This is a genomic window from Shinella sp. R2-11 (assembly GCF_055330205.1).
Window position 1 is genome coordinate 110,404 of sequence record NZ_JBVAPC010000010.1, and the last position, 22,523, is coordinate 132,926.

General features: G+C 66.4%; 20 protein-coding genes. 5 read left to right on the forward strand and 15 right to left on the reverse strand.

Annotated features, from left to right (window positions below; translation table 11 throughout):
* Nucleotides 1-109 precede the first annotated feature (109 nt).
* Both ACZ1A1_RS22150 and ACZ1A1_RS22155 read left to right on the forward strand, forming a co-directional pair.
* Nucleotides 110-730, forward strand: a complete 621-nt coding sequence (locus ACZ1A1_RS22150; RefSeq protein WP_119256456.1) for a cupin domain-containing protein — start codon at nt 110-112, stop codon at nt 728-730.
* Between the two features lie 119 nt (nt 731-849).
* The gene (locus tag ACZ1A1_RS22155; protein WP_463621603.1) at nt 850-2,352 is read left to right on the forward strand and encodes an aldehyde dehydrogenase family protein; all 1,503 of its coding nucleotides are present in this window, start codon (nt 850-852) and stop codon (nt 2,350-2,352) included.
* A 79-nt stretch (nt 2,353-2,431) separates the two neighbouring features.
* Here the strand turns inward: ACZ1A1_RS22155 and ACZ1A1_RS22160 are convergent, their stop codons facing one another.
* From ACZ1A1_RS22160 to ACZ1A1_RS22230, 15 genes are all read right to left on the reverse strand, one after another.
* On the reverse strand, nt 2,432-3,328 hold the full coding sequence (locus ACZ1A1_RS22160) for a sugar phosphate isomerase/epimerase family protein (protein WP_463621604.1): 897 nt from the start codon (nt 3,326-3,328) through the stop codon (nt 2,432-2,434).
* Between the two features lie 11 nt (nt 3,329-3,339).
* The gene (locus ACZ1A1_RS22165; protein WP_313193370.1) at nt 3,340-4,383 is read right to left on the reverse strand and encodes an ABC transporter permease; all 1,044 of its coding nucleotides are present in this window, start codon (nt 4,381-4,383) and stop codon (nt 3,340-3,342) included.
* A gap of 71 nt (nt 4,384-4,454) precedes the next feature.
* Nucleotides 4,455-5,939 (reverse strand): sugar ABC transporter ATP-binding protein, encoded by a 1,485-nt coding sequence (locus tag ACZ1A1_RS22170; protein WP_463621605.1) that lies wholly within the window; start codon nt 5,937-5,939, stop codon nt 4,455-4,457.
* A gap of 125 nt (nt 5,940-6,064) precedes the next feature.
* Nucleotides 6,065-7,252 (reverse strand): sugar ABC transporter substrate-binding protein, encoded by a 1,188-nt coding sequence (locus ACZ1A1_RS22175; protein WP_313193372.1) that lies wholly within the window; start codon nt 7,250-7,252, stop codon nt 6,065-6,067.
* A gap of 496 nt (nt 7,253-7,748) precedes the next feature.
* A complete protein-coding gene (locus tag ACZ1A1_RS22180) occupies nt 7,749-8,522 on the reverse strand; it encodes an SDR family NAD(P)-dependent oxidoreductase (protein WP_463621606.1) in 774 nt (257 codons plus the stop codon).
* A 45-nt stretch (nt 8,523-8,567) separates the two neighbouring features.
* Nucleotides 8,568-10,004 (reverse strand): aldehyde dehydrogenase, encoded by a 1,437-nt coding sequence (aldA, locus tag ACZ1A1_RS22185; RefSeq protein ID WP_463621608.1) that lies wholly within the window; start codon nt 10,002-10,004, stop codon nt 8,568-8,570.
* A 27-nt stretch (nt 10,005-10,031) separates the two neighbouring features.
* Complete coding sequence (locus ACZ1A1_RS22190) at nt 10,032-11,027, reverse strand: zinc-binding dehydrogenase (RefSeq protein ID WP_463621610.1); 996 nt, start codon at nt 11,025-11,027, stop codon at nt 10,032-10,034.
* A 1-nt stretch (nt 11,028) separates the two neighbouring features.
* Nucleotides 11,029-12,699: a GMC family oxidoreductase gene (locus ACZ1A1_RS22195; RefSeq protein ID WP_463621611.1), complete on the reverse strand. Its 1,671-nt coding sequence runs from the start codon at nt 12,697-12,699 to the stop codon at nt 11,029-11,031.
* Entirely contained in the window at nt 12,696-13,790 is a 1,095-nt protein-coding gene (locus ACZ1A1_RS22200) for an ABC transporter ATP-binding protein (RefSeq protein ID WP_463621612.1), read from the reverse strand. Before ACZ1A1_RS22200 ends, ACZ1A1_RS22195 begins: the two co-directional genes overlap by 4 nt.
* A gap of 3 nt (nt 13,791-13,793) precedes the next feature.
* The gene (locus ACZ1A1_RS22205; protein WP_119256446.1) at nt 13,794-14,900 is read right to left on the reverse strand and encodes an ABC transporter ATP-binding protein; all 1,107 of its coding nucleotides are present in this window, start codon (nt 14,898-14,900) and stop codon (nt 13,794-13,796) included.
* The gene (locus tag ACZ1A1_RS22210) at nt 14,900-15,142 is read right to left on the reverse strand and encodes a hypothetical protein (RefSeq protein WP_463621613.1); all 243 of its coding nucleotides are present in this window, start codon (nt 15,140-15,142) and stop codon (nt 14,900-14,902) included. Before ACZ1A1_RS22210 ends, ACZ1A1_RS22205 begins: the two co-directional genes overlap by 1 nt.
* A gap of 4 nt (nt 15,143-15,146) precedes the next feature.
* Nucleotides 15,147-16,007, reverse strand: coding sequence for a carbohydrate ABC transporter permease (locus tag ACZ1A1_RS22215; protein ID WP_119256444.1), 861 nt, complete (start codon nt 16,005-16,007; stop codon nt 15,147-15,149).
* A gap of 10 nt (nt 16,008-16,017) precedes the next feature.
* Nucleotides 16,018-16,959 carry a carbohydrate ABC transporter permease gene (locus ACZ1A1_RS22220; protein WP_119256443.1) on the reverse strand — a complete coding sequence of 314 codons (942 nt, stop codon included), beginning with the start codon at nt 16,957-16,959 and terminating at the stop codon, nt 16,018-16,020.
* 105 nt (nt 16,960-17,064) lie between these two features.
* The gene (locus ACZ1A1_RS22225) at nt 17,065-18,420 is read right to left on the reverse strand and encodes an extracellular solute-binding protein (protein ID WP_463621614.1); all 1,356 of its coding nucleotides are present in this window, start codon (nt 18,418-18,420) and stop codon (nt 17,065-17,067) included.
* A gap of 53 nt (nt 18,421-18,473) precedes the next feature.
* Nucleotides 18,474-19,553, reverse strand: a complete 1,080-nt coding sequence (locus ACZ1A1_RS22230; RefSeq protein ID WP_463621615.1) for an Ldh family oxidoreductase — start codon at nt 19,551-19,553, stop codon at nt 18,474-18,476.
* 120 nt (nt 19,554-19,673) lie between these two features.
* Between ACZ1A1_RS22230 and ACZ1A1_RS22235 the strand changes: the two genes are divergently transcribed.
* The 3 genes from ACZ1A1_RS22235 (at nt 19,674) to ACZ1A1_RS22245 (ending at nt 22,519) form a co-directional block, all read left to right on the forward strand.
* Entirely contained in the window at nt 19,674-20,384 is a 711-nt protein-coding gene (locus tag ACZ1A1_RS22235; RefSeq protein WP_463621616.1) for a GntR family transcriptional regulator, read from the forward strand.
* Nucleotides 20,385-20,622: 238 nt separating this feature from the next.
* Nucleotides 20,623-21,393, forward strand: coding sequence for an SDR family NAD(P)-dependent oxidoreductase (locus ACZ1A1_RS22240; protein WP_463621617.1), 771 nt, complete (start codon nt 20,623-20,625; stop codon nt 21,391-21,393).
* A gap of 31 nt (nt 21,394-21,424) precedes the next feature.
* Nucleotides 21,425-22,519: a glycerol dehydrogenase gene (locus ACZ1A1_RS22245; protein ID WP_463621618.1), complete on the forward strand. Its 1,095-nt coding sequence runs from the start codon at nt 21,425-21,427 to the stop codon at nt 22,517-22,519.
* Nucleotides 22,520-22,523 lie beyond the last annotated feature (4 nt).

The following is a 22,523-nucleotide window of genomic DNA, read 5'->3' on the forward strand; positions in this document are numbered from 1 at the left end:
GGCCGGCGCTCGCGCGAGGCGGGCGCCGGCCGCATCCACAACGCCTTGATTTCCGGCGGAAAACCTATAACTCGGAGGAAAACACCCTGCCGACCGGGAGATTCCGTTCGTGAGCCGCAAACCCAAGACCTCGACCCCGAAGGCGCCGGCCATCGCCGCCGCCCCCCTGCAGGACATGCAGGGCGACCTGAAGATCGGCCAGCGGCTGAAGATGGTGCGCGAAGCCTTCGGCGTCTCTCAGCGGGAGCTTGCCAAGCGCGCGGGCGTGACGAATGCCAGCATCTCGCTGATCGAGCAGGATGCGCATGCGCCTTCGGTCGTCTCGCTGCACAAGATCCTGCGAGCCCTGCCGATGAGCCTTGCCGATTTCTTCGCCATTCCGCCGGCGGAGGAGGACGTGCTGATCGCCGCGCCGGAAGACCTCACCGTCATCACGCGCGGCGAGGCCGACATGCGCTGCCTTGCCTCGCAGCGCCGCGACAAGCGCCTTCAGATGTTCCTGGAGCACTACGCCCCCAACGCGGGAACGGGCGAGGACCTCATCGTGCACGACGGCGAAACCGCCGCGCTGGTGGTGGAAGGAACCATCGAACTGGAGATCGGCGGCAAGGCGCACACGATCGGCGCCGGCGGCGGCTACCAGCTCTTTTCCGGCGTGCCCTACCGCATCCGCAATGCCGGCGACACGCCGGTCGTCGTCGTCTGCGCCGTGACGCCGCCGATGCTCTGAGCGTCAAATAAATAAAACATTCCGTCAAAAATAGTTGACGTTCATCCCGCCCCGGGCCTACCTTCGATCACAGGGAGGCGGGCGTTCCTGCCTGCACGATGGCCATGGGGAGGAACCAGATGACCGTCCATAGCAATGAATTCGGCATGCAGTTCGACAGAAGGCTCCTGAACGGCGCGCTGATCGGCGGCCGGTGGGAGCCGGGCTCCGGCGGCACCTTCGCCGCAAACGATCCCCATACTGGCAGGCGCCTGCACGAGATCGGCCGCTGCGCGCCCTCCGATGTCGACCGCGCCGTCGCGGCGGCGAAGGACGCCTTTGCCGACTGGTCGAAGACCTCGGTGCAGGTGCGCGCGAAGATCCTGCGCAACATGCAGCGCCTCTTCCGCGACCGCGCCGAGGCCATGGCCCAGATGGTCACCAAGGAGGTCGGCAAGCCGATCCTCGCCGCCCGCGAGGAGACCTTCGAATATTCCGGCCCCGCCTGGGGCAAGGCCGCCGAGGAAATCCTGCGCTACCGCGGCATGACCCTGCCCTCCACGCAGGAGAAGACGACGAACAAGCGCCTCGTGCTCGGCCACCGCCCGCTCGGCGTCATCGGCGTCATCACGCCCTTCAATTTCCCGACCGACATCTCCTCCATCGCCCTTGCCCACGCCGTTGCCGCCGGCAACACGGTGGTCTGGAAGCCGACGGAATACGGCCCGGTTTCATGCGCCATGGTCGCCGAGCTCTTCGAGGAAGCGGGCTTCCCGCCGGGCGTCCTCAACATGGTGCAGGGTTTTGGCGATGTCGGCGCGCATCTGGTGCGCCATGCCGACGTCAAGGGCATCTTCTTCACCGGCTCGAACAGGGTCGGCGAGGAGATCGCGCGGGTCAATCCGCTGCGCCCCATGCTGCTGGAGCTCGGCGGCGACGGGCCGCAGATCGTGCTGGAGGACGCCGATATCGACCGCGCCGTGGAAGGGGCGATCACCGGCGCCTTCTACTATTCCGGCCAGGTCTGCACCTCGTCGGAACGGCTCTTCGTGCACGAAAAGGTCTATGACGAATTCCTGGCGAAGTTCCGCGCCGCCACGGCCGCCCTGAAGATCGGCGACCCCGCCGATGCCGGCAACGACATGGGCCCGCTCTGCAACCCCGCCGTCCTCGAACGCGCCCGCCAGCATGTGGCGGACCTGCGTGAAGCCGGCGCGACCATCGAGCAGTTCGGCCCGGAACAGGGGCTCTACTACCCCGCCACCATCGTAACCGGCCTCGACCGGGCGATGATCCGCGGCAAGGGCGAATCCTTCTCGCCGCTGGCGCTGGTGCTGAAGGTCGCTTCCGACGAGGAGGCCATCGAGATCGCCAACGAATCCGAGCTCGGCCTCGTCGCCTCGCTCTGGACGCAGGACATGTCCAAGGCCTGGCGCGTCGCCGAGGCCCTGCCGCACGGCGCGGTCAACGTCAACGAGACCTCGAACTACTGGGACCAGCTCGCCCCCTTCGGCGGCGCGGGCAAGTCCGGCGTCGGCCGCGAGCTGTCGCAATGGTTCCTCGACAGCTTCACCGAGAACAAGCTCATCGTCTTCGACCTCGGCGGTCCCGCCGACGACCGCCGCATCGAGGGCGGCTGGTAGCCACCCATCCCACCCCTACCGCTCCGGCGGAAGGGGGCCTTAAGCGACAGGTGCGCCCGGAGGGACGCACCGACCGCCCTCAAGGCAGGGCGGAACGGCTGGCTTCGCGCCCGACTTCGCCGGCGGACTTCAGCTTGGCTTCGATGAAGGTCTTTGCGTGGCGCGCGAGGTCCTCTCCGTCTTCCCAGAGGTTGCGCCAGATGCCGAGGATGCCGCAAAGGGGCTGCCCGACCACCGCGGACGAGAAGGATTCGAAAACGATCGGCCCATCGTAGCCGATCCGCGCGAGGCCGTTGAAGATACGGCCGAAATCGACGGAACCGGCGCCGAGATAGCCGCGGTTCGATTCCCCGATATGGAAATAGCCGAGATGGTCGCCCGTATCGACGAGCGCCATCTCCATGTCCGCCTCCTCGATGTTCATGTGGTAGGAGTCGAGATGGACCTTCACATTGGGAAGGCCGACCCGCTTGCAGAACTCGACGCCCTGCCCTGCCGTGTTGAGCACGTTGGTCTCATAGCGGTTGACGACTTCGAGGCCGAGCGTGATGCCGTGGCGGCCCGCCTCCTCGCCGATCCGGCGCAGGACCTCGACGGCCCCGGCGATGCCGGCCGCGGTCGGCGGCTCGGGATATTTCTGGAAGGCCGAATAGAGGATGCCGCAGACATGGCTGGAGCCGAGCTCGGCAGCGGCGGCGATGACCTCGCGCAGCCGGACTTCGCCCGCCTTCACGCGGGCCGGATCGCCGCTCGATATGTCGCTTGCGGCATCAAGGCCGAGCGACAGGTTGGCGGAAATGCCGGCCTTGCGCAGCTCGGCCGCGGTGAAGGCGATGTCCAGCGCCTTCGGATCGGGCGCGGAGATCTCGATGATGTCGAAGCCGAGTTCGGCGGTCTTGTTGACCGCGAGCACGCATTCCTCGCGGCCCCAGTCGCGCACCCAGACATTGGCGTGCAGGCCAAGCTTGTTCTTCATCCCGTTTCTCCTCAAACCTTCGTCATGCTGCGGCGGCGCCACTGGTCGAAGATTACCACGACCACGATGACGATACCCTGCGCGATGCGCTGCCAGAACGGGCTGACATCGAGCAGGTTGAGGCCGTTGCCGAGTACGCCGATGATGGCCGCGCCGATGATCGAGCCCCAGACGCCGCCCTCGCCGCCGAAGAGATTGGTGCCGCCGATGACGACGGAGGCGATGGAGCGCAGCTCCTCGCCTTCCGCCATCAGGGCGTTGGCGGAGTTGAGGCGGCCGACCAGGATGATGCCGGCGATGGCGGCCAGCAGGCCGGAGATCGCATAGGTCATGATCTTGGTGCGGGAAATGCTGATGCCCGAGGAATGGGCCGCAGCGCGGTTGCCGCCGACGGCATAGATCGCGCGCCCCAGCGCCGTGTAGCGCAGCACATACCAGCCGGCGACCGCGCAGAGCAGCGCGATGATCGCGCTGACCGGCAGGCCGAGAAGCTGGCCGCCGCCGACCCAGAGCAGGCTGTCGGGAAGCTGCCGGCCGGCATTGAAGGAGGGAACCGGCAGGCCATCGGTAACCAGCAGCGCAGCGCCGCGGAACGCCGTCATCGTGCCGAGCGTGGCGATGAAATCCGGGATCTTGAACTTTGAGATGAGCCAGCCGTTGAGCGCGCCGGCGACGATGCCGATGGCAAGGCCGATCAGGATCGCGATCGGTGGCGGCACGAAGCCGAAATCGACGCCGAACAGCACCAGCGGCTGGGTGAGCAGCACGGCCGTGATCGAGGCGGCAAGCGCCGCGATGGCCGCCACCGAAAGATCGATGCCGCCTGTCAGGATGACGAAGGTCTGCCCGACCGCCAGGATGGCGACGAAGGCGGACTGGCGCGCCACGTTGGAGAGGTTGTCGAGGGTCAGGAAGTTCGACGTGGCGAAGGCGAGATAGGCCATCAGCAGGACGAGGGCGATCAGCGGCCCCGCCTGGAAGACGATGCCCTTGATCTTCGCCTTGCGCGCATCGGCCGCGCTGACGGCTGCGTCCGGGTTCTTTTCCGTGCTCATATGCTTCCCACTCCCTTGGGCCCTGCCGTCTCCTGCTCCGGACGGCGGAACTGCCCTGTCATTTGTCTTGACTAGCTCGCGTATCGCAGCAGGTTCTGCTGCGATATCTCCTCGCGCGGCAGCTCCGCGGAGAGGCGGCCGCCGCGCATGACGAGCACGCGATCCGCCATGCCGATGAGTTCGTTCAGCTCCGAGGAGATCATCAGGATCGACGCGCCCTCGGAGACCAGCCGGCTCATGACGGCGAAGACCTCGGCCTTGGCGCCGACGTCAATGCCGCGGGTCGGCTCGTCGAAGATCAGGATCTTCGCGCCGCTCGACATCCAGCGCGCCAGGATGACCTTCTGCTGGTTGCCGCCGCTGAAGAAGAAGAGCTTGTGCGTGGTGGAGGCCGGGCGGATGCGCAGGTCCGAAATGTAGCGCCTGCCCTCCTCCCGCTCGCGGGCAAGATCGAGCCGCGACAGCAGCGACTTGCCGGAAAGCCAGGACAGGCTGAGATTCGGCCCGACCGGCTGCATCGGCACGAGGCTCTGGCGGCGGTCGCGCGAGATGAGGCCGAGCCCGGCCGCGATGGCATCGGACGAATGCCGGAAATCGGCGCGCTTGCCTTCGACGGCGATCGAACCGGCCTTGACAGGCTGAAGACCGAAAAGCGCGCTGGCGATTTCCGCCTGTCCCGCGCCCATCAGGCCGTAGATGCCGAGGATCTCGCCGCGGCGCAGGGTGAAGGAAAGGTCCTTGAGCGTGCGGCCGGAGGCGAGGTTCTCCACCGCCAGCATCGGCGCGCCCAGCTCCACCGTCTCCTTGGGGAACTGTTCCTCCAGCCTGCGGCCGACCATCAGGCCGATGACCGTCTCCTCGTCCGCCTTCTCGGCCGGCAGCGTCTCGACGACCACGCCGTCGCGCAGCACCGTGACGCGGTCGGCGATCATCGGGATTTCCGAGAGATGATGCGAGATGTAGATGATGCCGTGCCCGCGCTGCTTGAGGCGACGGATGACGTCGAAGAGGCGGCTGCGCTCGCTGTCCGAGAGCGCCGAGGTGGGCTCGTCGAGGAGGAGGATGCGCGGGCCGCGCTCCAGGACGCGGGTGATTTCGATGAGCTGCTGCTCGGCGACCTCGAGCGTGCGCACCTCGGCGGTCGGGTCGATGGAGACGCCGAGCGCCTCCAGCGCATGGCGAGCGGCCTCATGGGCCCTCGCCCAGTCGATCTTGCCGAAGGCGCCGCGCGGCATGCGGCCGAGGAAGATGTTCTCCGTCACGCTCAGCGCCGGCACGAGGCTCAGCTCCTGATGGACGAGGCCGATGCCGAGTTCCGTGGCAAGCGTCGGCGTCAGCGCGGAAACCTGGCGACCGCCCACCACGATCTCGCCGCCGGTCGGCGCATGCTCGCCGGCAAGGATCTTCATCAGCGTGGACTTGCCCGCGCCGTTCTCGCCGAGAAGCACCTGCACCTCGCCGGCGCGCACGTCGAGCGAGATGGATTTCAGGGCGATGACGCCGGGAAAGCGTTTCTCGATATTTTCGAGCTTCAAGAGGATTTCGTGCTGGTCCATGCCCTACAACTACCGTTCCGCATGGGCGCGCAGGCGCCCCTTCGTTCTTCGCCAGCCCGCGCGCGGACAAGCAAGACGCGGGGCGCGCCTTCGAAAAGACGACACCCCGCGGCCCTGGGAGAAACTCAGTTGGCCTTCTTGCAGCTCGCCCGGATGGTCTTCCAGTCGATCGCTTCCAGCTTCGGTTCCGGATAGAAGTTGCGGGCATTCGCCTCGTAGACGGTGCGCGGGCGGATATCGAAGGTCTTCGGCACTTCGAGGCCGCAGGCGAGCTCCACCGCGAACTTGGTGCCGAACCAGCCCCAGTCGGCAAAGCCGTGGGTGGTTTCGGCAATCATCTTGCCCTCGGCGATACGGTCGACCGATTCCGGCGTCACGTCGTTGGTGAAGATCGCGACCTTCTTGTCGCCGATATTGGCACCGTCCTTGGTGGTTTCGAGACGGTCCTGCGAACCGGCGACGAGCATCGCGCCGAGGCCCATTTCGTTGGACGCGGCCCAGATGAAGTCGAGGTTGTCGGGATTGGCCTGCAGGATATCCTCGGCGCAGCGCGTGCCCTTCTCGCGGTTCCAGTCACCGGCGCAGGTGCCGCCGACGATCTCGATGCCCGGGAACTGCTTGAGCACTTCGCGGAAGCCGTTGAGACGGGCCGTCGAGAAGAAGCCGCCGGCAACGCCCTCGATGATCGCGCCGCGCGCCTTGATCTTGGCCTTGTCCTCGTCGGAGAGTTTCGCGGCGAGATCCTGCCAGAACTTCAGGTCGAGATAGGTGTCAGGCTGGACATCGACCTTGTCGCCGGAGCCGAGCACGCCCGGACCGCCGAAATAGTCGGCGACCGCATAGGCGGAGACTTCGGCGCCCTGCGTGTTGTCGAAGCCGATATAGGACGAGACGTTCACGCCGTCGATCGGCTCGAGCAGGTTGACGATGACGACCGGAATGCCGGCTTCCGTGGCGCGGATGAGCGCCGGCTTGACGGTGGCGACCTCGGCCGGCGAGACCGCGATCAGGTCGACCTTGCGCTGGATCATGTCCTCGATGATGCTGACCTGCTCGGCGAAGGCCGTCGGGCTGGTCGGCGATTTGGTCAGGACCTTGACGTTGAAGCCGTTCTTGTTGGCGTCGGCGGCGGCCAGTTCGAAGAAGTTCGTGGCCGTCTTGAAGACGCCCGTGATGTCCGGCGGCACCCAGCCGATGGTGATGTCGATATTATCGCCGTCCTGCGCGGCAGCCGGCGCGGCAACCATGGCCGGCCAGAGCGCGACCGTAGCGGCAGCGGCAAACAACGATGCTTTCACGAGCTTTTTGAACATAGCTCCCCTCCCTATCGAAAAACGCCTCCAATGCGCGCAGCGGATGGCCGGTCGGCGCTCCCACACCTCACGCAAGAAGGATGCTAGACAAAGCATTTCAGTAATTCAACTACATTTTTATGATTGGCGGCAGATTATTTTTTGAAACGATTCAGCCGAATTTCGGGAAAAATGGAATGAATCGATTAGCCGCCCGTGCCGATCTCGCAAAGCGAGGCACGCCACTATGTAGTTAAGCTACAAAATGCCCGTTGTACGGGAACGCTTCGCGGCGATCAATCCAGCCTTGAGAAGATGGTCGCAAAACAGTGCCGGATCGCGCGGCGCAGCAACCTTGCCAGCGCGATCCAAACTTATCATGTTGTACGCATAACATGTCAGGCGTATAATTCAAGCGCCTAAATGACACCCGGATGGCGGCGGCGGAAGAAAGTTCACTTTCCGCCCTGCCGCGAATACCGCCCGCCCGGAAAGCCGAGGCGGGCGGTATGGCGTTCTACCAGCAGGTATAGCCGGCATCCGCCGAGACGATGGAGCCGGTCATCAGGCTGGAGGCATCCGAGGCGAGGAAGAGCACGATGGAGGCGATTTCGGCGGGCTGGCCGAGCCGGTGCATCGGCGTCATGTCCAGCCATTCCTCGTACATCGGCTTGTCCTCCTTCGCGAAGGTGAGCAACGGCGTGTCGATATAGGTCGGCGCGACGGAATTGACCCTGACGCCGCGCGTCGCCCATTCGGCGGCGAGCGAGCGGGTCAGGTGGTGCACGCCCGCCTTGGCGGCATTGTAGTGCACCTGCTGCTGCGGCCGGTTGACGATAGAGCCCGACATGGAGCCGATGGTGACGATCGAGCCGCCGCCCTTGGCGAGCATGTGCTTGCCGAAGGCGCGGCAGGAGCGGAAGGCGCCGCTGAGATTGATGCCGATCATGCGCTCCCAGTCGGCGTCCGACAGGTCTTCCGCCGGAACGCCCGCATGCGCGATGCCGGCATTGGCGACGAGGATGTCCGCCGTCCTGCCGCTCGCCGCCAGCCTGTCGGCTACCGCGTTGATCGAGGCGCTGTCGCCGATGTCGATCACATCGGCCTCGGCCGTGTAGCCCTTCGCCGCCAGCGCCGCGCAGCCGGCCTCCGCCCGCTCCATGCTGATATCAGTCAGGACGACCGCCGCGCCCGCCTCGCACAGCGCCTCGGCTGAGGCGAGCCCGATGCCCTGCCCGGCCCCGGTGACCACGGCCACGCGGCCGGACAGGCCGAATTTCTCAAGATACATGCTGGTCCTTTCTGGCCGGACGTTGCCGCCGGTCCGTCACTCGCCTCAGCCGTGCTGGATATAGACGGCCTGGGTCTCCATATATTCGTAGAAGCCGTGCTTGCCGTCCGCCCCGCCGATACCGGATTTCTTGCGGCCGGCATGGAAGCCCTGATAGGCCTCGCCGTTCTCGCGGTTGATATAGGTCTCGCCGAATTGCAGCCGCCGCGTGACGCGCATCGCCTTGTTGAGGTCCTGCGTGTAGAGCGAGGACGTCAGGCCGTATTCGGTGTCGTTGGCGTGGTGCACCGCCTCGTCCGCGTCCTCGACCACGGCGATGGGCGCGACGGGGCCGAAGATCTCCTTGCGCATGATCTCCATATCCGGCGTGCAGCCGGTCAGCACGGTCGGCTCGTAGTGGTGGCCGCGATTGCGCTCCGCCCGCTGGCCGCCGAGCGCGACCGACGCCCCCGCCGCCTTCGCCCGCTCGACCATGGCCTCGACCTTGCCGAGCTGCACCGCGTTGACGAGCGGCCCCATGTCGACATTTCGCTCGGCGATGGGATCGCCGTAGGTCACGACCGCTATGCGCTTGACGAAGCGTTCCGTGAATTCGTCCGCCACCTGGCGCTCGACGAAGATGCGCTCGGCGCAATTGCAGACCTGCCCGGTATTGACGATGCGCGAGGCGGTGATCGCCTCCACCGCAAGATCAAGGTCGGCATCCTTCAGCACGATGGCCGGCGCCTTGCCGCCGAGCTCCAGGTTGACGCGCGTCAGGTTCTTCGCCGCCGCCTCCATGATGGCGACGCCCGTCGGCACGCTGCCGGTGAAGCTGACGAGGTCGATGCCGGTGTGCCCGGAAAGCGCGGCGCCCGTGGTGCGGCCGCGGCCCGAGACCATGTTGAACACGCCCTTCGGCAGGCCGACCTCGTCCGCGATCTCGGCGAAGAGGAAGGCGTTGAGCGGCGTTTCCTCGCTCGGCTTGACGACGATGGTGTTGCCGGCGACGAGCGCCGGGGCGAGCTTGCGGCCGATCAGGTAGAAGGGGAAGTTCCACGGCAGGATGCCGGCGACCACGCCGATCGGCACGCGATTGAGATAGATGGTCTCGCCCTTGCGGTCGCTGGCGATAATCTCGCCCTCGATGCGCCGCGCCCATTCGGCCATGTAGTCCATCAGCCCGGCCATGCCGAGCACCTCGCCCTTTGCGAGCGACAGAATCTTGCCCTGCTCGCGCGAGATGGTCTCGGCAAGAAGATCGGCCTTGCCGCGGATCTTCTCGGCGATCGCCCTGACATAGCCGGCCCGCTCGATGGGCGGCAGCTCGGCCCAGACGGGCTGCGCCTTGCGCGCGGCATCGACCGCGGCGTCGACGACCGCGCCCGAGGCGTCGGGAATCTCGGCGATCTGCTCCTCGGTCGCCGGATTGTAGACGGCGATGCGGTCGGAGGACGTGTCCTCGACAAAGCGGCCGTCGATATAATGCGTGTTCCTGGACATGGTGTTCCTCCCGTCTTGTCTTCTCGTTCAGGGGTCCGGCGCGATCCGGGCGACGATCTTGCCCGTCACCTCGCGGCGCTTGAGCCGCCGCAGCGCATCCGGAATGTCGCCGAGCGTCACGATCTCCTCGACCATCGGATCGAGCCTGCCGGCCGCAAGCCGGGCCATCAGATCGTCGCCCATTCGGGCGAAATCCCGCTGGGTCGGCACGTGCCCGGCGAAATACGCCCCGCCGAGGCCGACTTCATGGACCGAGGCGGCATAGGTATAGGACGGCACGTCGGTCATCACCGGCAGCGGATCGACCGAGACGAGATGGCCGTTGTAATGCACGAAGGCGAGCGACTTGCGCGCATCGCCGGGATTGACCACCTCCAGCATGACATCGACGCCATAGCCGCCCTCCGTCTCGTCCCGCACCTTCTGCACGAGATTCGGGTCGCGATAGTCGAGGACCACGTCGGCACCGAAGGCGCGCACGGCATCGAAATGCTCCGGCCGCGTCAGCGCGATGACCTTCGCCCCGGCCTGATGGGCAAGCTGGGTGGCAAAACCGCCGACGCCGCCATTCGCACCCTGCACGAGAATGGTCTGGCCGGCCTCCAGCCGGGCCTTGCGGAACAGCCCCTGATAGGCGGTGTAGCCCGCGCAGGGAACGGCCGCGGCATCGGTGAAGCACACACCGGCCGGCAGGCGCGAGGTGGCGTGGGCCGGCGCGAGGCAATATTCGGCAAAGACGCCGGGCTTCCAGAGATTGTTGTGCACGACCACCCGCTCGCCGACGGCCCAGCCTTCCACATCCGGCCCGACCGCATCGATAATGCCCGCGGCATCGAGCCCGAGCACATGCGGATAGGTCCATTCCGGCTTGTGATCGATCGCCAGCTTCCAGTCGACCGGATTGACGGAAACCGCGATAACCCTGAGGCGCAACTGGCCGGGGCCGGGCTCGGGCACCGGCAGGTCGGCTGGCACCACGTCGTCGAGCCGCGCAGCGGGTCCCGGAAGAACGATGGCCTTCATGTCATGCCTCCTGAAATGCGTTGGCCGCCGGCCGCCCCGTGGCCGGGGCGATGCCGGCAGGCGGACGGCGGGTGCCGCCGGTGATGAATTCCACCGCCTTGTCGGCGACGACCAGCACCGCGGCATTGGTGTTGCCGGAAATGATGGTGGGGATGGCGGAGGCGTCGATGACGCGCAGGCCCGCAATGCCGCGCACCCGCATGTCCGCCCCGAGCACGCCGCCCGCATCACCCTCGCGGGCCATGCGGCAGGTGCCGACGGGATGGTAGACGGTCTTGACGAAGCGCTTCGCATGCTCGGCGAGGTCCGCGTCCGACACCTTGTCCGGGCCGGGGAAGATCTCGCGGGCGATCATCGAGCGAAGCGGCTCCTGCTGGAGGATTTCCCGGGCGCGGCGTATGCCGCCGATGGAAAGGCGCAGGTCCTCGGGATCGGCGAGATAATTCGGATCGACCAGCGGCTGGTCCCTCGGGTCGGCGGAGGCGAGTTGCACGGAGCCGCGAGAGCGGGGCCTGGCGACGCAGGAATTCAGCGTCAGGCCGTGGCTCGCCTCTTGGTCCGTATGGTCCTTGTCGAGATAGACCGTCGGCACGCAGAACTGCTGGATCTTCGGATCGTTCGAGAGATCGTCGGGATCGAAGAAGGCCCCGGCCTCGACGCCGTTCGACGTCACCGGGCCGGTGCGGTTGAGGAGATATTCGAGGCCGTTGCGCATCTGCTTCCAGCCCCGGTCATGGCCGTAATAGCCGTAGGGGCCGTTGCAGAGGGCGACGACGGGCGTCTCGGTATGGTCCTGAAGATTGGCCCCGACGCCGGCAAGGTCGACGCGGACCGGAATGCCATGCGCCGTCAGATGGTCCGCCGGGCCGATGCCGGAGAGCATCAACAGCTTCGGCGTGGCGATGGCGCCGGCGGCAAGCAGTACCTCGCCGTCACAGCGGGCTTCCGTCACGGCGCGGCCATCGCCCTCGGAATATCGCACGCCGACCGCGCGGCCGTTCTCGATGATGATCGAGTGGACGAGGCAGGAGGTCTTCACCTTCAGCCGGCCGGTCTTCATGGCGGGGCGCAGGAAGGCGTCCACCGCCGAGCAGCGCCGGCCATTGCGGGTCGTCACCTGATAGGCCCCGACACCGCGCTGGCTGCGGCCGTTGAAATCGCCGTTATGCGGCAGGCCGATGCCCTGCGCGGCCAGCACGAAGGCGCGCGACAATTCGCACATATGCTCGAGGTCGGACACCTGCCACGGGCCGCCGACACCGTGATAGTCGTCGTTCAGCCGCGCATTGTCCTCCATGGCGGTGAAATAGGGCAGCAGCGCATCGTAGGACCATTGCCCGTCGCCGATCTCCTCCGCCCAGCCGTCGTAATCGGCCGGCTGGCCGCGCATATAGACCATGGCGTTGACGGAGGAGCCGCCGCCGAGCACGCGGCCCTGCGGCACGATGGGCGTGCGCCCGCCGAGCCGCGCCTGCGCGACGGACTTGTAGAACCACATGTATTTCTCGACGCCGAGCAGCTTGACGAAGCCGGCCGGCATGCGGATCAGCGGGTTGCGGTCGTCCGGCCCCGCCTCCAGCACCAGCACGCGCGCGCCGTGCTCGCCGGCAAGCTTGCCGGCGGCAAGGCAGCCGGCCGTGCCGCCGCCGACGACGATGTGGTCGTAGCTCATGCGACGATGCTCTCCACCTTGCCGGCCTGCGAGCGCGGGAAGAGAAGGAGGTGCTCCGGGTCGATGGAGACCGGCACCGCCTCGCCGCGCTTCGGCGTGACCGAGGGATGAGCGACGAGCGTGAAGCGCGTGTCGCCGACATCGACGAAGATCAGGTTCTGGTCCTGCAATTCCTCCGTGATGAAGACCTTGCCGTCGACGCGCAGCGGGCTGTCGCCGCCGATGGAGAGGAAATGCGGGCGGATGGCGGCAAGGCCGCCATCGCCGATATCCTGCGCGGCGGCGTGCAGGCGCTCCGGCAAAGCGAGCTTGCGGCCCTCGAACTCGATCTGCCAGCCGCCTCCGCCCGATACCACCCTGCAATCGAAGAAGTTGATCGGCGGCTCGCCGACGAAGCCGGCGACGAAGGCGTTCCTCGGGCGGGCATAGACCTCGTCCGGCACCGCCATCTGCTGGATCTCGCCGTCGCTCATCACCATGACCCGGTCGGCCAGCGCCAGCGCCTCCTCCTGGTCGTGGGTGACATAGATCATCGTGTAGTTGAACTTCTGGTGCAGGCTCTTGATGAAGCGGCGCATGCGGTAGCGCTGGCGCGTATCGAGATGCGAGATCGGCTCGTCGAGCAGGAAGACCGCCGGATTGCGCACCAGCGCGCGGGCAAGGCCGACGCGCTGCGCCTGGCCAGAGGAGAGGCCCTTCGGCTTGAGATGCAGGAGCGCCGTCAACTCCATCTTCTCCGCGATGTCGCGCACCTGCCGGTCGATTTCCTTGTTGTCGACATTGGCCGAGCGCAGCGGGAAGGCGATGTTCTCGTAGATCGAGATCGTCGGATAGAGCGCGTAGGATTCGAAGGACATCGCGACGTTGCGGTCGCGGGCGCGCACGTCGTTGACGCGCTTGCCGTCGAAATAGATCGAGCCTTCGGTGACCGTCTCAAGCCCGGCGATCATGCGCATCGTCGAGGACTTGCCGCAGCCCGAGGGGCCGAGGATGGCGACGAACTCGCCGTCGGCGATCTCGAAGTCGATGCCGTGCACCGCCTGGAAGGCGCCGTAGCGCTTGACGAGTCTTTCAGCTTTGATGGAGGCCATGGGTCAAACTCCTGCCGAGGGCGTCGCATGCGTGACCGCCCGGGCATTCTGGAACAGGTGGACGGCGTCGCGCGGGAAGGCGATGGCGACCGTCTCGCCGACGCCGAGCGCGGTGCCGGCGGGAACGGAGACGGAGACCTGGTCGCCGCCGATGCCGACGAGGGCGATCTTCATGTAGCCGAGGTTCTCGATGACATCGACGCGGCCGCGAAGGGCGTTGGAATCCCCCTCGCCCGCGATCCGCACCTCGTTGGAGCGGAAGCCGACCTGGATCCTGCCGGCCTCGTTGGTGAGACCCTGCACGGCGTCGGCTGCGAGCGAGGCGACGGGCATGCCGTCCGCCGTCACGAAATCTACCCTGCCGTCATGCGGGCGCGGCTCGACGGAGATGAAGCTCATCGGCGGATCGCCGACGAAGGAGGCGACGAAGGCGTTCGCCGGGCGATGATAGAGATCGGCCGGCTTGCCGACCTGCTCCAGCCTGCCGGCATTGAGCACGGCGACCCGGTCGCCGAGCGCCAGCGCCTCGCGCGACGAGGTGGTGGTGAAGACGACGGTGGCCGACAGGTCCTCGGCAAGCGCCTTCAGCTCGGCGCGGATCTTGTGGCGCAGCTTGGCGTCGAGGTGGCCGACCGGCTCATCGAGAAGATAGATGTCGGCCGGGCGGATGATGGCGCGGCCGAGCGCCACGCGCTGGCGCTGGCCGCCCGAAAGGAAGCCGGGGCGCCGTTCCAGCAGGTGGCCGATGCCGAGGATGCCGGAGATGCGCTTGACGCGCTCCTCCACCTCGGCCCGGCCGAGGCCGCGCGCCTTCAGCGGGAAGGCAAGGTTCTCGCCGACGGAAAGGTGCGAATAGAGCGCGTAGTTCTCGAAGGCCATGGCGGCGTCGCGCTTTTCCGGCGGCACCTTGAGGATCGACACGCCATTGCGCAGCACGTCGCCGCTGGTCGGCTTGGCGATGCCGGCGAGGATGTTGAGCAGCGTGCTCTTGCCGGCGCCGGCCGGGCCGTAGATGACGAGGAATTCCCGGTCGCGCACGGCAAGGTCGATCTTGCGCAGGGCGACCTTGGCGAGGCCGTAGCGCTTGTGGACGGATTTCAGTTCGTACATCAGACGTCCTCCTGCATGAGGGCGGCCACCTCGGCTTCGGCCGCAAGGCGCTCGGCGATGAAGCGGCCGCGGGCGCGGACCAAGAAGGCCAACGACACCGCGAATGCGACGATGTTCATGAGGATCACCGACATCGACTGGCTGGCGAAGTAGGGCTCGATCAGCCCGAGCCAGACGAAGACGACGCCGACATAGATGAGGATGACGCGGAAGCCGGTATCCCAGCCTTGACTGAAGCTCATGGTCCTATCCTCTCACGGCGCCGAAGGTGAGGCCGCGCACCATGTAGCGCTGCATGGCCAGAACGAAGATCAGCATGGGCAGGACGCTGATGGTGGCGGCGGCCGCGACCGGCCCCCAGAGAATGCCCTGCAGGGTGAAGAAGGACTCGACGCCCACCGTGACGGTGCTCGCCGCCTTGCGGGTGAGGATGTAGGCGAAGAGGAACTCGTTCCAGCTGAAAATCAGCGTGAAGACGCCGGTGACCGCGATGCCGGGCGCGGCCAGCGGGCAGACGACCTTGGCGAGCACCTTGAGGCGGGTGAGGCCGTCGAGGCGGGCGGAATGCTCCAGCTCGCGCGGGATATCCTGGAAGAAGGAGACCAGCAGCCAGATGGCGAAGGGCAGGTTGAACACCGTATAGGAGATGATCAGCGCGCCCGGCTGGTCGAGGCCGATGCCGAGGAAGCTGCCGACGCCCGTCTTGCCGACCTCGCGGAAGATCAGGAAGTAGGGCAGGATCACGGCGATCGCCGGGAACATCTTGGTCGACAGGATGAAGAACAGCAGGTGCCCGTCGCCGACATTGTAGCGGGCGAAGCTGTAGGCCGCGAGCGAGCCGGTGATGACGACGATGATCGTCGAGGCGACGGAGATGAACAGCGTGTTCTTGATGTAGAACAGGAAGTTCTTGTCGTAGATCGCGTGGACGTAGTTATCCAGCGTCGGGGTGAACAGGAAGCGCGGCGGCGAGACCATGACGGCATCGGCCGGCTTGAACGACGTCAGGATCATCCAGGCGATGGGGAAGACGATGAAGCCGAGCACCAGCACGATCAGGCCGTAGCGCAGGACTTCCTTGGGGAAACTCGATTCACGTTGCAGCATGGTTGCCTCCTCAGCCTTCCGATGCGCGGGATGAGAATTGGGTGAGCAGCGGGCGGAGCGCAAAGAGGCTCGCGACCAGCATGGCATAGAGGAAGAAGATCGCCATGGTGGAGGCGTAGTCCATCCGGAAGAGCTTCAGGCCCGTGCGGTAGAGGTAGAAGGTCATGGTCTCCGTCACCGTGCCCGGCCCGCCGCGCGTCAGCACCGCCACGGCGTCGTAGAGGCGCACGCTGTCGATGGTGCGCAGCACGAGGACGAGGAAGAGAACCGGCTTCAGCATGGGGAAGGTCAGCGTGCGCAGCACGCGGAAGGTGCTGGCGCCGTCGAGTTCGGCCGCCTCGAACGGCTCCTTCGGCAGGGCCTGCAGGCCGGCGAGCGCGATCAGCGCCACGAAGGGCGTCCATTGCCAGACGTCGAACAGGATGACCGACCACAGCGCGATGGTGTAGTCGCCGAGCCAGTTGGGCTCCGGCAGGCCAATGAGGCCGAGGAAGTAATTGATGAGGCCGAACTGGGGGTCGTAGAGATAGCGCCAGAACAGGCCCGTCACCGCCGCCGAGGTCGCGAGCGGCAGGATCATCAGGCTCCGGATGATGCCCTTGCCAACCGTCGCGCCGTGGATCAGGAAGGCGATGGCGATGCCGAGCACCATTTCGAGGGTGACGGCGGTCACCGTGAACTTGAGCGTGACCCAGACCGAGCTCCAGAACGCGCTGTCGTGCAGCACCGTGCGGTAGTTGTCGAGGCCGACGAAATCCCCGATCCGGCCGCGCGTCAGGTCGGCGAAGCGGAAGGACACGTCCAGCGCATAGGCGAGCGGCAGAAGCGCGAAGACAAGGATGACCAGCATCGCAGGCACGACGAGCAGGATCGAGAACCAGCGGTCGGACATGGCCGCCGGACCGGCGGTTCCCCTTTCCTGCGACGCCGGCACGGATAGCGACTGCGACATCAAATTCCTCCAGAAGATCGTTTCGCGCGGGGGTGCCGCGCCTTTCGGGTCAATCCGCATGGCGGGCGCGTGCCCGCCATGCGAAGGTCCAGGCGATGGGTCAAATCACTTGCCGATCGGGCACGGACCGCCGCAAATCTTCTCGACTTCGGCGGCAAGCTGCTCGGCGGCCTGGCGCGCCGAGATCTGGCCGGCCGCGGCCGACTGCAGCGGGATCTGCATCGTGTTGTAGATCTTCGCGCCGAAGGGCGTGTCGAAGAGGTTCGAGCGGAAGCCCTTCATGGAATCGAAGATCTTCAGCAGCGTCGCGAAGTGGCCGGTCTTCGGCCGGCTTTCCGGCGCGGCGAAGGACGGGTCGGACAGGACGCTCATCAGCGTCGAGGTGCCGCCGGCCTTGGCGAATTCCATCTGCGCGTCATGGCCGCCGACATAGGCGACGAAGTCCATCGCCTCCTTCGGATGGGCGGAGGAAGCCGAGACCGCCAGCAGGAAGCCGCCGATATAGGCCTTCTTCTCCGGCGCCTCGGCAACGCCCATCTTGGCGCCCGGCACGGAGGTCTCGGTCGTCACGGCATTCGGCCACTGGTCGAGGAAGAAGGAATAGGTCTGGGCGATCTGCCCGTCCTTCATCTGGTTCATCACGCCGTCATAGGTGACGGTGAGGGCTGCCGGCGGGGCGTATTTCATGAGGGCGAGATAGTCGTTCATCGCCTTCTCGACGGCATCGACCGGCACCTTGCCCTCGTCCGTCAGCCAGTCCGCGCCCTGCGACCAGAGCACGCCGGACATCTCGTCCTGGATTTCCGGGAAGGGACCGGCCATCAGGCCGACGCCGTAGAAGTCCTTGGCGAGCTTTTCGCCCTTGAGATTCTCGCCGGCCTTGCGGGTGAAGAATTCGGCGATGTCGCGATGCTGCGCCCAGGTCTCCGGCACGGCGAGGTCGTAGTTGAAGCGCGCCTTGAAGGCTTCCTTCTCCGTCGGGTCGTCGAAGAGGTCCTGGCGATAGATGTAGCCGGCCGTATAGGTGTAGTAGGGCAGGCCCCAGACGTCGCCCTTGTACTGGGTGGTGAGGGCAGCGAGCGTCGGCGCCACGTCGTCGAGCTGCGCCTTCTTGTCGGCGAAATATTCGGTCATCGGCAGGATGAAGCCGTTTTCCGCGAATTCCGCCTTTTCGGAGGTTTCGAGGGTCACGACGTCATAGGCGCCGGTCTGGCCGACCATCTCGATGACCTGCTTGTTGTAGAGCTGCGAATTGTCGATGTTGACGACATTGACCTTCACGCAATGGCCCTTCTCGAAGCCGGCGACGAGGTCGGCCATCGCGTCGGTGTAGAAGCCGGCGATGGTCGACCAGGTGATCGGCACGCGGTCGGCATCGGCGCATTCCTGCGCCATGGCGGCGGGGGCCGCCGAGGCCATCAGCGCCGCGGTCACAAGACCCGTTTTCAGCATGGATTTCATGTCATTCCCTCCCAGTTGACGGCCGGCGGCTCCCTGCCCCGGCGCGTGTTGCGCTATGCGACTAAATTCTCCTCGGAGTTTCCGGCCGGTGCGGCCGGGTCCCGCGGCAGACCAAGGAAGGCCGCGGTATCGGGATCGATCGGGATGCCCGCCTTTTCGCGCTCGGCTTCGACGCGCCATTCGCGGTCGCCCGGCGCCAGCACCTCGGCGCCCTCCTGCGCCGGTGCGGCCCTGAGGGCGGCGAGATAGGCGGCCATGCCGGCGGCGAAGACGTCGCGTCCGCCGAAGCGGTCCGGATCGATGGCAAGAAGGAAGTGGCCCATCTGGCGCGGCGTCGAATAATCGTCGCCGCCGACCATGGGGATGAAGGCGTGGTCGAGCGTCGTGCCCTGAAGGATCGCCGAAAACAGCGTCGCTACCCCGGCAAGCGCCGCGCCCTTGAAGGAGAAGTCGACCCCGCCGAGCGGCAGGAGCGTGCGCCCCTCCGACGGCTCCGTCGTCGGTCGGCCAGCCGCGTCCACCGCCACCCCTTGCGGCAGCGACACGCCGAGCGACTTGAAGAGCAGCAGGCGGTTCAGCGGAATGGAGGAGGTCGCCATGTCGAGCAGCCAAGGCCGGGCCGCGTCGCTCGGCGCGGCGAAGGCCAGCGGATTGGTGCCATGGAAGGCCTCGCGCCCCTGGAACGGCGCGACAACCTTGTCGGAATTGGTGGTGGCGAAGCCGATCATGCCCGCCTCGGCGGCGACGCGCGCATAGGCCCCTGCCGCGCCGAAATGCGAGGAGCGGACGACGCCGACGGCGCCGATGCCGCTTTCGCGGGCAAGCCCTATCGCCGTGTCCATCGCCACATAGGCCGCGTGGTGGCCGAGCGCATCGTCGCCGTCCACCACCGCCGTCGCCGCCGCCGTGCGGCGCACCGCGATGTCCGGCGTGCCTTTGACCCGGCCGCCGCGCAGCACCTTGTCATAGTGAACCACCAGCCGCGCCCCGTGGCTGTCCACCCCGATGCGCGAGGCATGCATCATCGCCCGCACCGCCGCGCCGGCGGACGCCGCGCAGGCGCCGGCAGCGCGCAACGCGTTTTCGAGTAGCGCTTCGAGCAAATCGGGGGCAACAAGAGTGGGAACAGACATACCGGGCCAACCTTAGGAGATTGCAGGCAACGAGAATTGGCGTATCATATCTAATATCTCAGTGTAAAGAACAGAAGGCTTCGGCTTGCCTGCGCCGAACCCGCATGGGAGAGAGATTTCATGAGCACACTCGACCGCGGCCCTTCGCTGACCGACCAGGCCGCGCAGGAAATCCGCAACCGCATCGTCCGCGGGCAGTTTCAGCTCGGCGAGCCGCTGTCCGAGATCGCGCTCGCCAACGAGCTCGGCGTCTCCAAGACGCCCGTGCGCGAAGCCCTCATGGTGCTCAAGCGCCAGGGGCTGATCGAGGTCCATCCGCAGCGCGGCTCCTTCGTCTTCGACATGGACGCGAGCCAGGTCCGCAAGCTTTCCGAGCTGCGCGAGGTGCTGGAGCTGGCCGCCATCCGCATGGCGCTCGCCACCGACCGCAAGGCCCTCGCCCGGCAATGGGCGGATATCGTCAGGAAGATGCGCAAGGCCCTCGATGCCGACGATACGGAGCTCTATCGCACCCTCGACGGCGGCTTCCACCGGGCGCTCTTCGAGCTTTCCGACAATGCCTACCTGCTCGAGGCCTACGAGATGATCGCCTTCCGCGTCCAGGCGCTGCGCAACCGGCTCTCGCTCGCCCCCTCGCTCAACGTCACCTCGTTCGAGGAGCATGTGCGCCTTGCCGAGCTGGTGGCCGGCGGCGAGGACGCCGCCGCGACCGAGCTGATGGGCCGGCATATCGCCGCCACGCGGGAACATTACCTTGCGGCCATCAAGGCGCGGGGAGAGGAAGCGGCGGCTACGGCGCTCAAGGGACGGCGCCGCACGATCCGTCGCTGACCCTCCGTCCATCGCGTAGTCCGGCCGAAACCGGCAGTGACGCAAAGCGCCCATGCGGCATTCCTCCCGTAGTTAAACTACATTTTATCTGACTATTGCGCATATATCAGCCTCAACTCCACTGGATATGCGCCAAATTCCATCCCTGAGACGTAGATTTTCCGATTGACACTCGATTGTCAAGGTAATTAAACTACATTTTTAGAAGCGCTGGGGAAGAGCGCTGCCGGGAGGAACCATGTACGCTGAGCTTTTCAGACTGGATGGCCGCGCCGCTCTTGTGACCGGCGGCAGCCGTGGCATCGGGCTTGCCTGCGCCGAGGCGCTCGGAGAGGCCGGCGCGCGCGTCGCGATCTCCGCCCGCTCCCGCGAAGAGGGTGCGAAAGCCGTCGAATACCTGAAGCGGAAGGGCATCGAGGCGGTCTACCTGCCCGCCGACATTTCCAGTGAAAGCGCGGCCCAGGAGGCCGTGCGGCAGGCGGCCGAGGCGCTCGGCGGGCTCGACATCCTCGTCAACAATGCCGGCATCGCGCGCCATTGCGACAGCCTGAAGCTGACGCCGGAAACCTGGAACGAGGTGATCGACACCAACCTGACCGGCCTCTTCTGGTGCTGCCGCGCGGCCATCGAGATGATGGTCGCCAAAGGAAGCGGCTCGATCGTCAATATCGGCTCGATCTCGGGCTATATCAGCAACCTGCCGCAGAACCAGGTCGCCTACAATGCCAGCAAGGCGGGCGTGCACATGCTCACCAAGTCGCTCGCCGGAGAGTTCGCGGCGAGCAATATCCGCATCAATGCCGTCGCCCCCGGCTATATCGAGACGGCGATGACGCAGGGCGGGCTCGACGATCCCGAATGGTCGAAGATCTGGCTCGGCATGACGCCGATGGCCCGCGCCGGCAAGGCGAGCGAGGTCGCCGCCGCCGTGCTCTTCCTCGCCTCGGACGCCGCAAGCTACGTCACCGGCTCGGTGCTGACCATCGACGGCGGCTACACCATTCACTGACCTGACTATTCGACAGATACGGGAGCATCGCATGGCAAGGGCATTCGGCGGACCGAACAAATACATCCAGCGCGCGGGCGAGATCGACAGGCTGGCGGCTTACCTCGCGCCGCTCGGCAAGCGCGCCCTCGTGCTGATCGACCGCGTGCTGTTCGATGCGCTGAGCGAACGCATCGCCAAGAGCTGCGGCGAGACCCTCGATGTCCGCTTCGAGCGGTTCGGCGGCGAGTGCTGCACCGCGGAGATCGAGCGCGTGCGCAATATCGCCGTCGAGCACCGCGCCGACATCCTCGTCGGCGTCGGCGGCGGCAAGACGGCCGATACCGCCAAGATCGTCGCCATCGACACGAATGCGCGCATCGTCATCGCCCCCACCATCGCCTCGACCGACGCGCCCTGCAGCGCCATCGCCGTGCGCTACACGGAGCACGGCGTCTACGAGGAATCGCTCCGCCTGCCGCGCAACCCGGATGCCGTGATCGTCGATTCCGCGCTGGTGGCGGCCGCCCCCGCGCGCTTCCTCGTCGCCGGCATCGGCGATGCGCTCTCGACATGGTTCGAGGCGCGCTCCAACATCGAATCGCGCACCGACAACTATGTCGCCGGCGGCTTCCCCGCCACCGAGGCCGGCATGGCCATCGCCATGCACTGCCAGGACGTGCTGATGCGCGATGCCGTCAAGGCCAAGGTCGCCGTCGAGGCGGGCCTGCTCACCCAGGCGGTGGAGAACATCATCGAGGCGAACACGCTGCTCTCCGGACTCGGCTTCGAGAACTGCGGCTGCTCGGCCGCCCACGGCATCCATGACGGCCTGACGGTGCTGGAGGAGGTGCATGGCCTCTTCCACGGCGAGAAGGTCGCCTTCGGCGTGCTCTGCCTGCTCATGCTGGAAAACCGCGAGAGCGAGGAGATCGAGGAGATGATCCGCTTCTGCCGCAGCGTCGGCCTGCCGACGAAACTTGCCGACCTCGGCATCGTCGAGGACGTGCCGGCCAAGATCGGCCGCGTGGCGGAAGCCGCCTGCCGGCCCGGCAACATCATCTATGCGACGCCGGTCCCGATCACCGTCACGGCCGTGCGCGATGCGATCCTGGCGCTCGACGCCTTCTCGCACAGCATCGATTGAGCGG

Bases quoted from the DNA above. Each gene is read 5' to 3' on its own strand.
- ACZ1A1_RS22155 (WP_463621603.1), top strand. From the start codon at position 850: ATGACCGTCCATAGCAATGAATTCGGCATGCAGTTCGACAGAAGGCTC.
- ACZ1A1_RS22160 (WP_463621604.1), bottom strand. From the start codon at position 3,328: ATGAAGAACAAGCTTGGCCTGCACGCCAATGTCTGGGTGCGCGACTGG.
- ACZ1A1_RS22165 (WP_313193370.1), bottom strand. From the start codon at position 4,383: ATGAGCACGGAAAAGAACCCGGACGCAGCCGTCAGCGCGGCCGATGCG.
- ACZ1A1_RS22170 (WP_463621605.1), bottom strand. From the start codon at position 5,939: ATGGACCAGCACGAAATCCTCTTGAAGCTCGAAAATATCGAGAAACGC.
- ACZ1A1_RS22175 (WP_313193372.1), bottom strand. From the start codon at position 7,252: ATGTTCAAAAAGCTCGTGAAAGCATCGTTGTTTGCCGCTGCCGCTACG.
- ACZ1A1_RS22180 (WP_463621606.1), bottom strand. From the start codon at position 8,522: ATGTATCTTGAGAAATTCGGCCTGTCCGGCCGCGTGGCCGTGGTCACC.
- aldA (WP_463621608.1), bottom strand. From the start codon at position 10,004: ATGTCCAGGAACACGCATTATATCGACGGCCGCTTTGTCGAGGACACG.
- ACZ1A1_RS22190 (WP_463621610.1), bottom strand. From the start codon at position 11,027: ATGAAGGCCATCGTTCTTCCGGGACCCGCTGCGCGGCTCGACGACGTG.
- ACZ1A1_RS22195 (WP_463621611.1), bottom strand. From the start codon at position 12,699: ATGAGCTACGACCACATCGTCGTCGGCGGCGGCACGGCCGGCTGCCTT.
- ACZ1A1_RS22200 (WP_463621612.1), bottom strand. From the start codon at position 13,790: ATGGCCTCCATCAAAGCTGAAAGACTCGTCAAGCGCTACGGCGCCTTC.
- ACZ1A1_RS22205 (WP_119256446.1), bottom strand. From the start codon at position 14,900: ATGTACGAACTGAAATCCGTCCACAAGCGCTACGGCCTCGCCAAGGTC.
- ACZ1A1_RS22210 (WP_463621613.1), bottom strand. From the start codon at position 15,142: ATGAGCTTCAGTCAAGGCTGGGATACCGGCTTCCGCGTCATCCTCATC.
- ACZ1A1_RS22215 (WP_119256444.1), bottom strand. From the start codon at position 16,007: ATGCTGCAACGTGAATCGAGTTTCCCCAAGGAAGTCCTGCGCTACGGC.
- ACZ1A1_RS22220 (WP_119256443.1), bottom strand. From the start codon at position 16,959: ATGTCGCAGTCGCTATCCGTGCCGGCGTCGCAGGAAAGGGGAACCGCC.
- ACZ1A1_RS22225 (WP_463621614.1), bottom strand. From the start codon at position 18,420: ATGAAATCCATGCTGAAAACGGGTCTTGTGACCGCGGCGCTGATGGCC.
- ACZ1A1_RS22230 (WP_463621615.1), bottom strand. From the start codon at position 19,553: ATGTCTGTTCCCACTCTTGTTGCCCCCGATTTGCTCGAAGCGCTACTC.
- ACZ1A1_RS22235 (WP_463621616.1), top strand. From the start codon at position 19,674: ATGAGCACACTCGACCGCGGCCCTTCGCTGACCGACCAGGCCGCGCAG.
- ACZ1A1_RS22240 (WP_463621617.1), top strand. From the start codon at position 20,623: ATGTACGCTGAGCTTTTCAGACTGGATGGCCGCGCCGCTCTTGTGACC.
- ACZ1A1_RS22245 (WP_463621618.1), top strand. From the start codon at position 21,425: ATGGCAAGGGCATTCGGCGGACCGAACAAATACATCCAGCGCGCGGGC.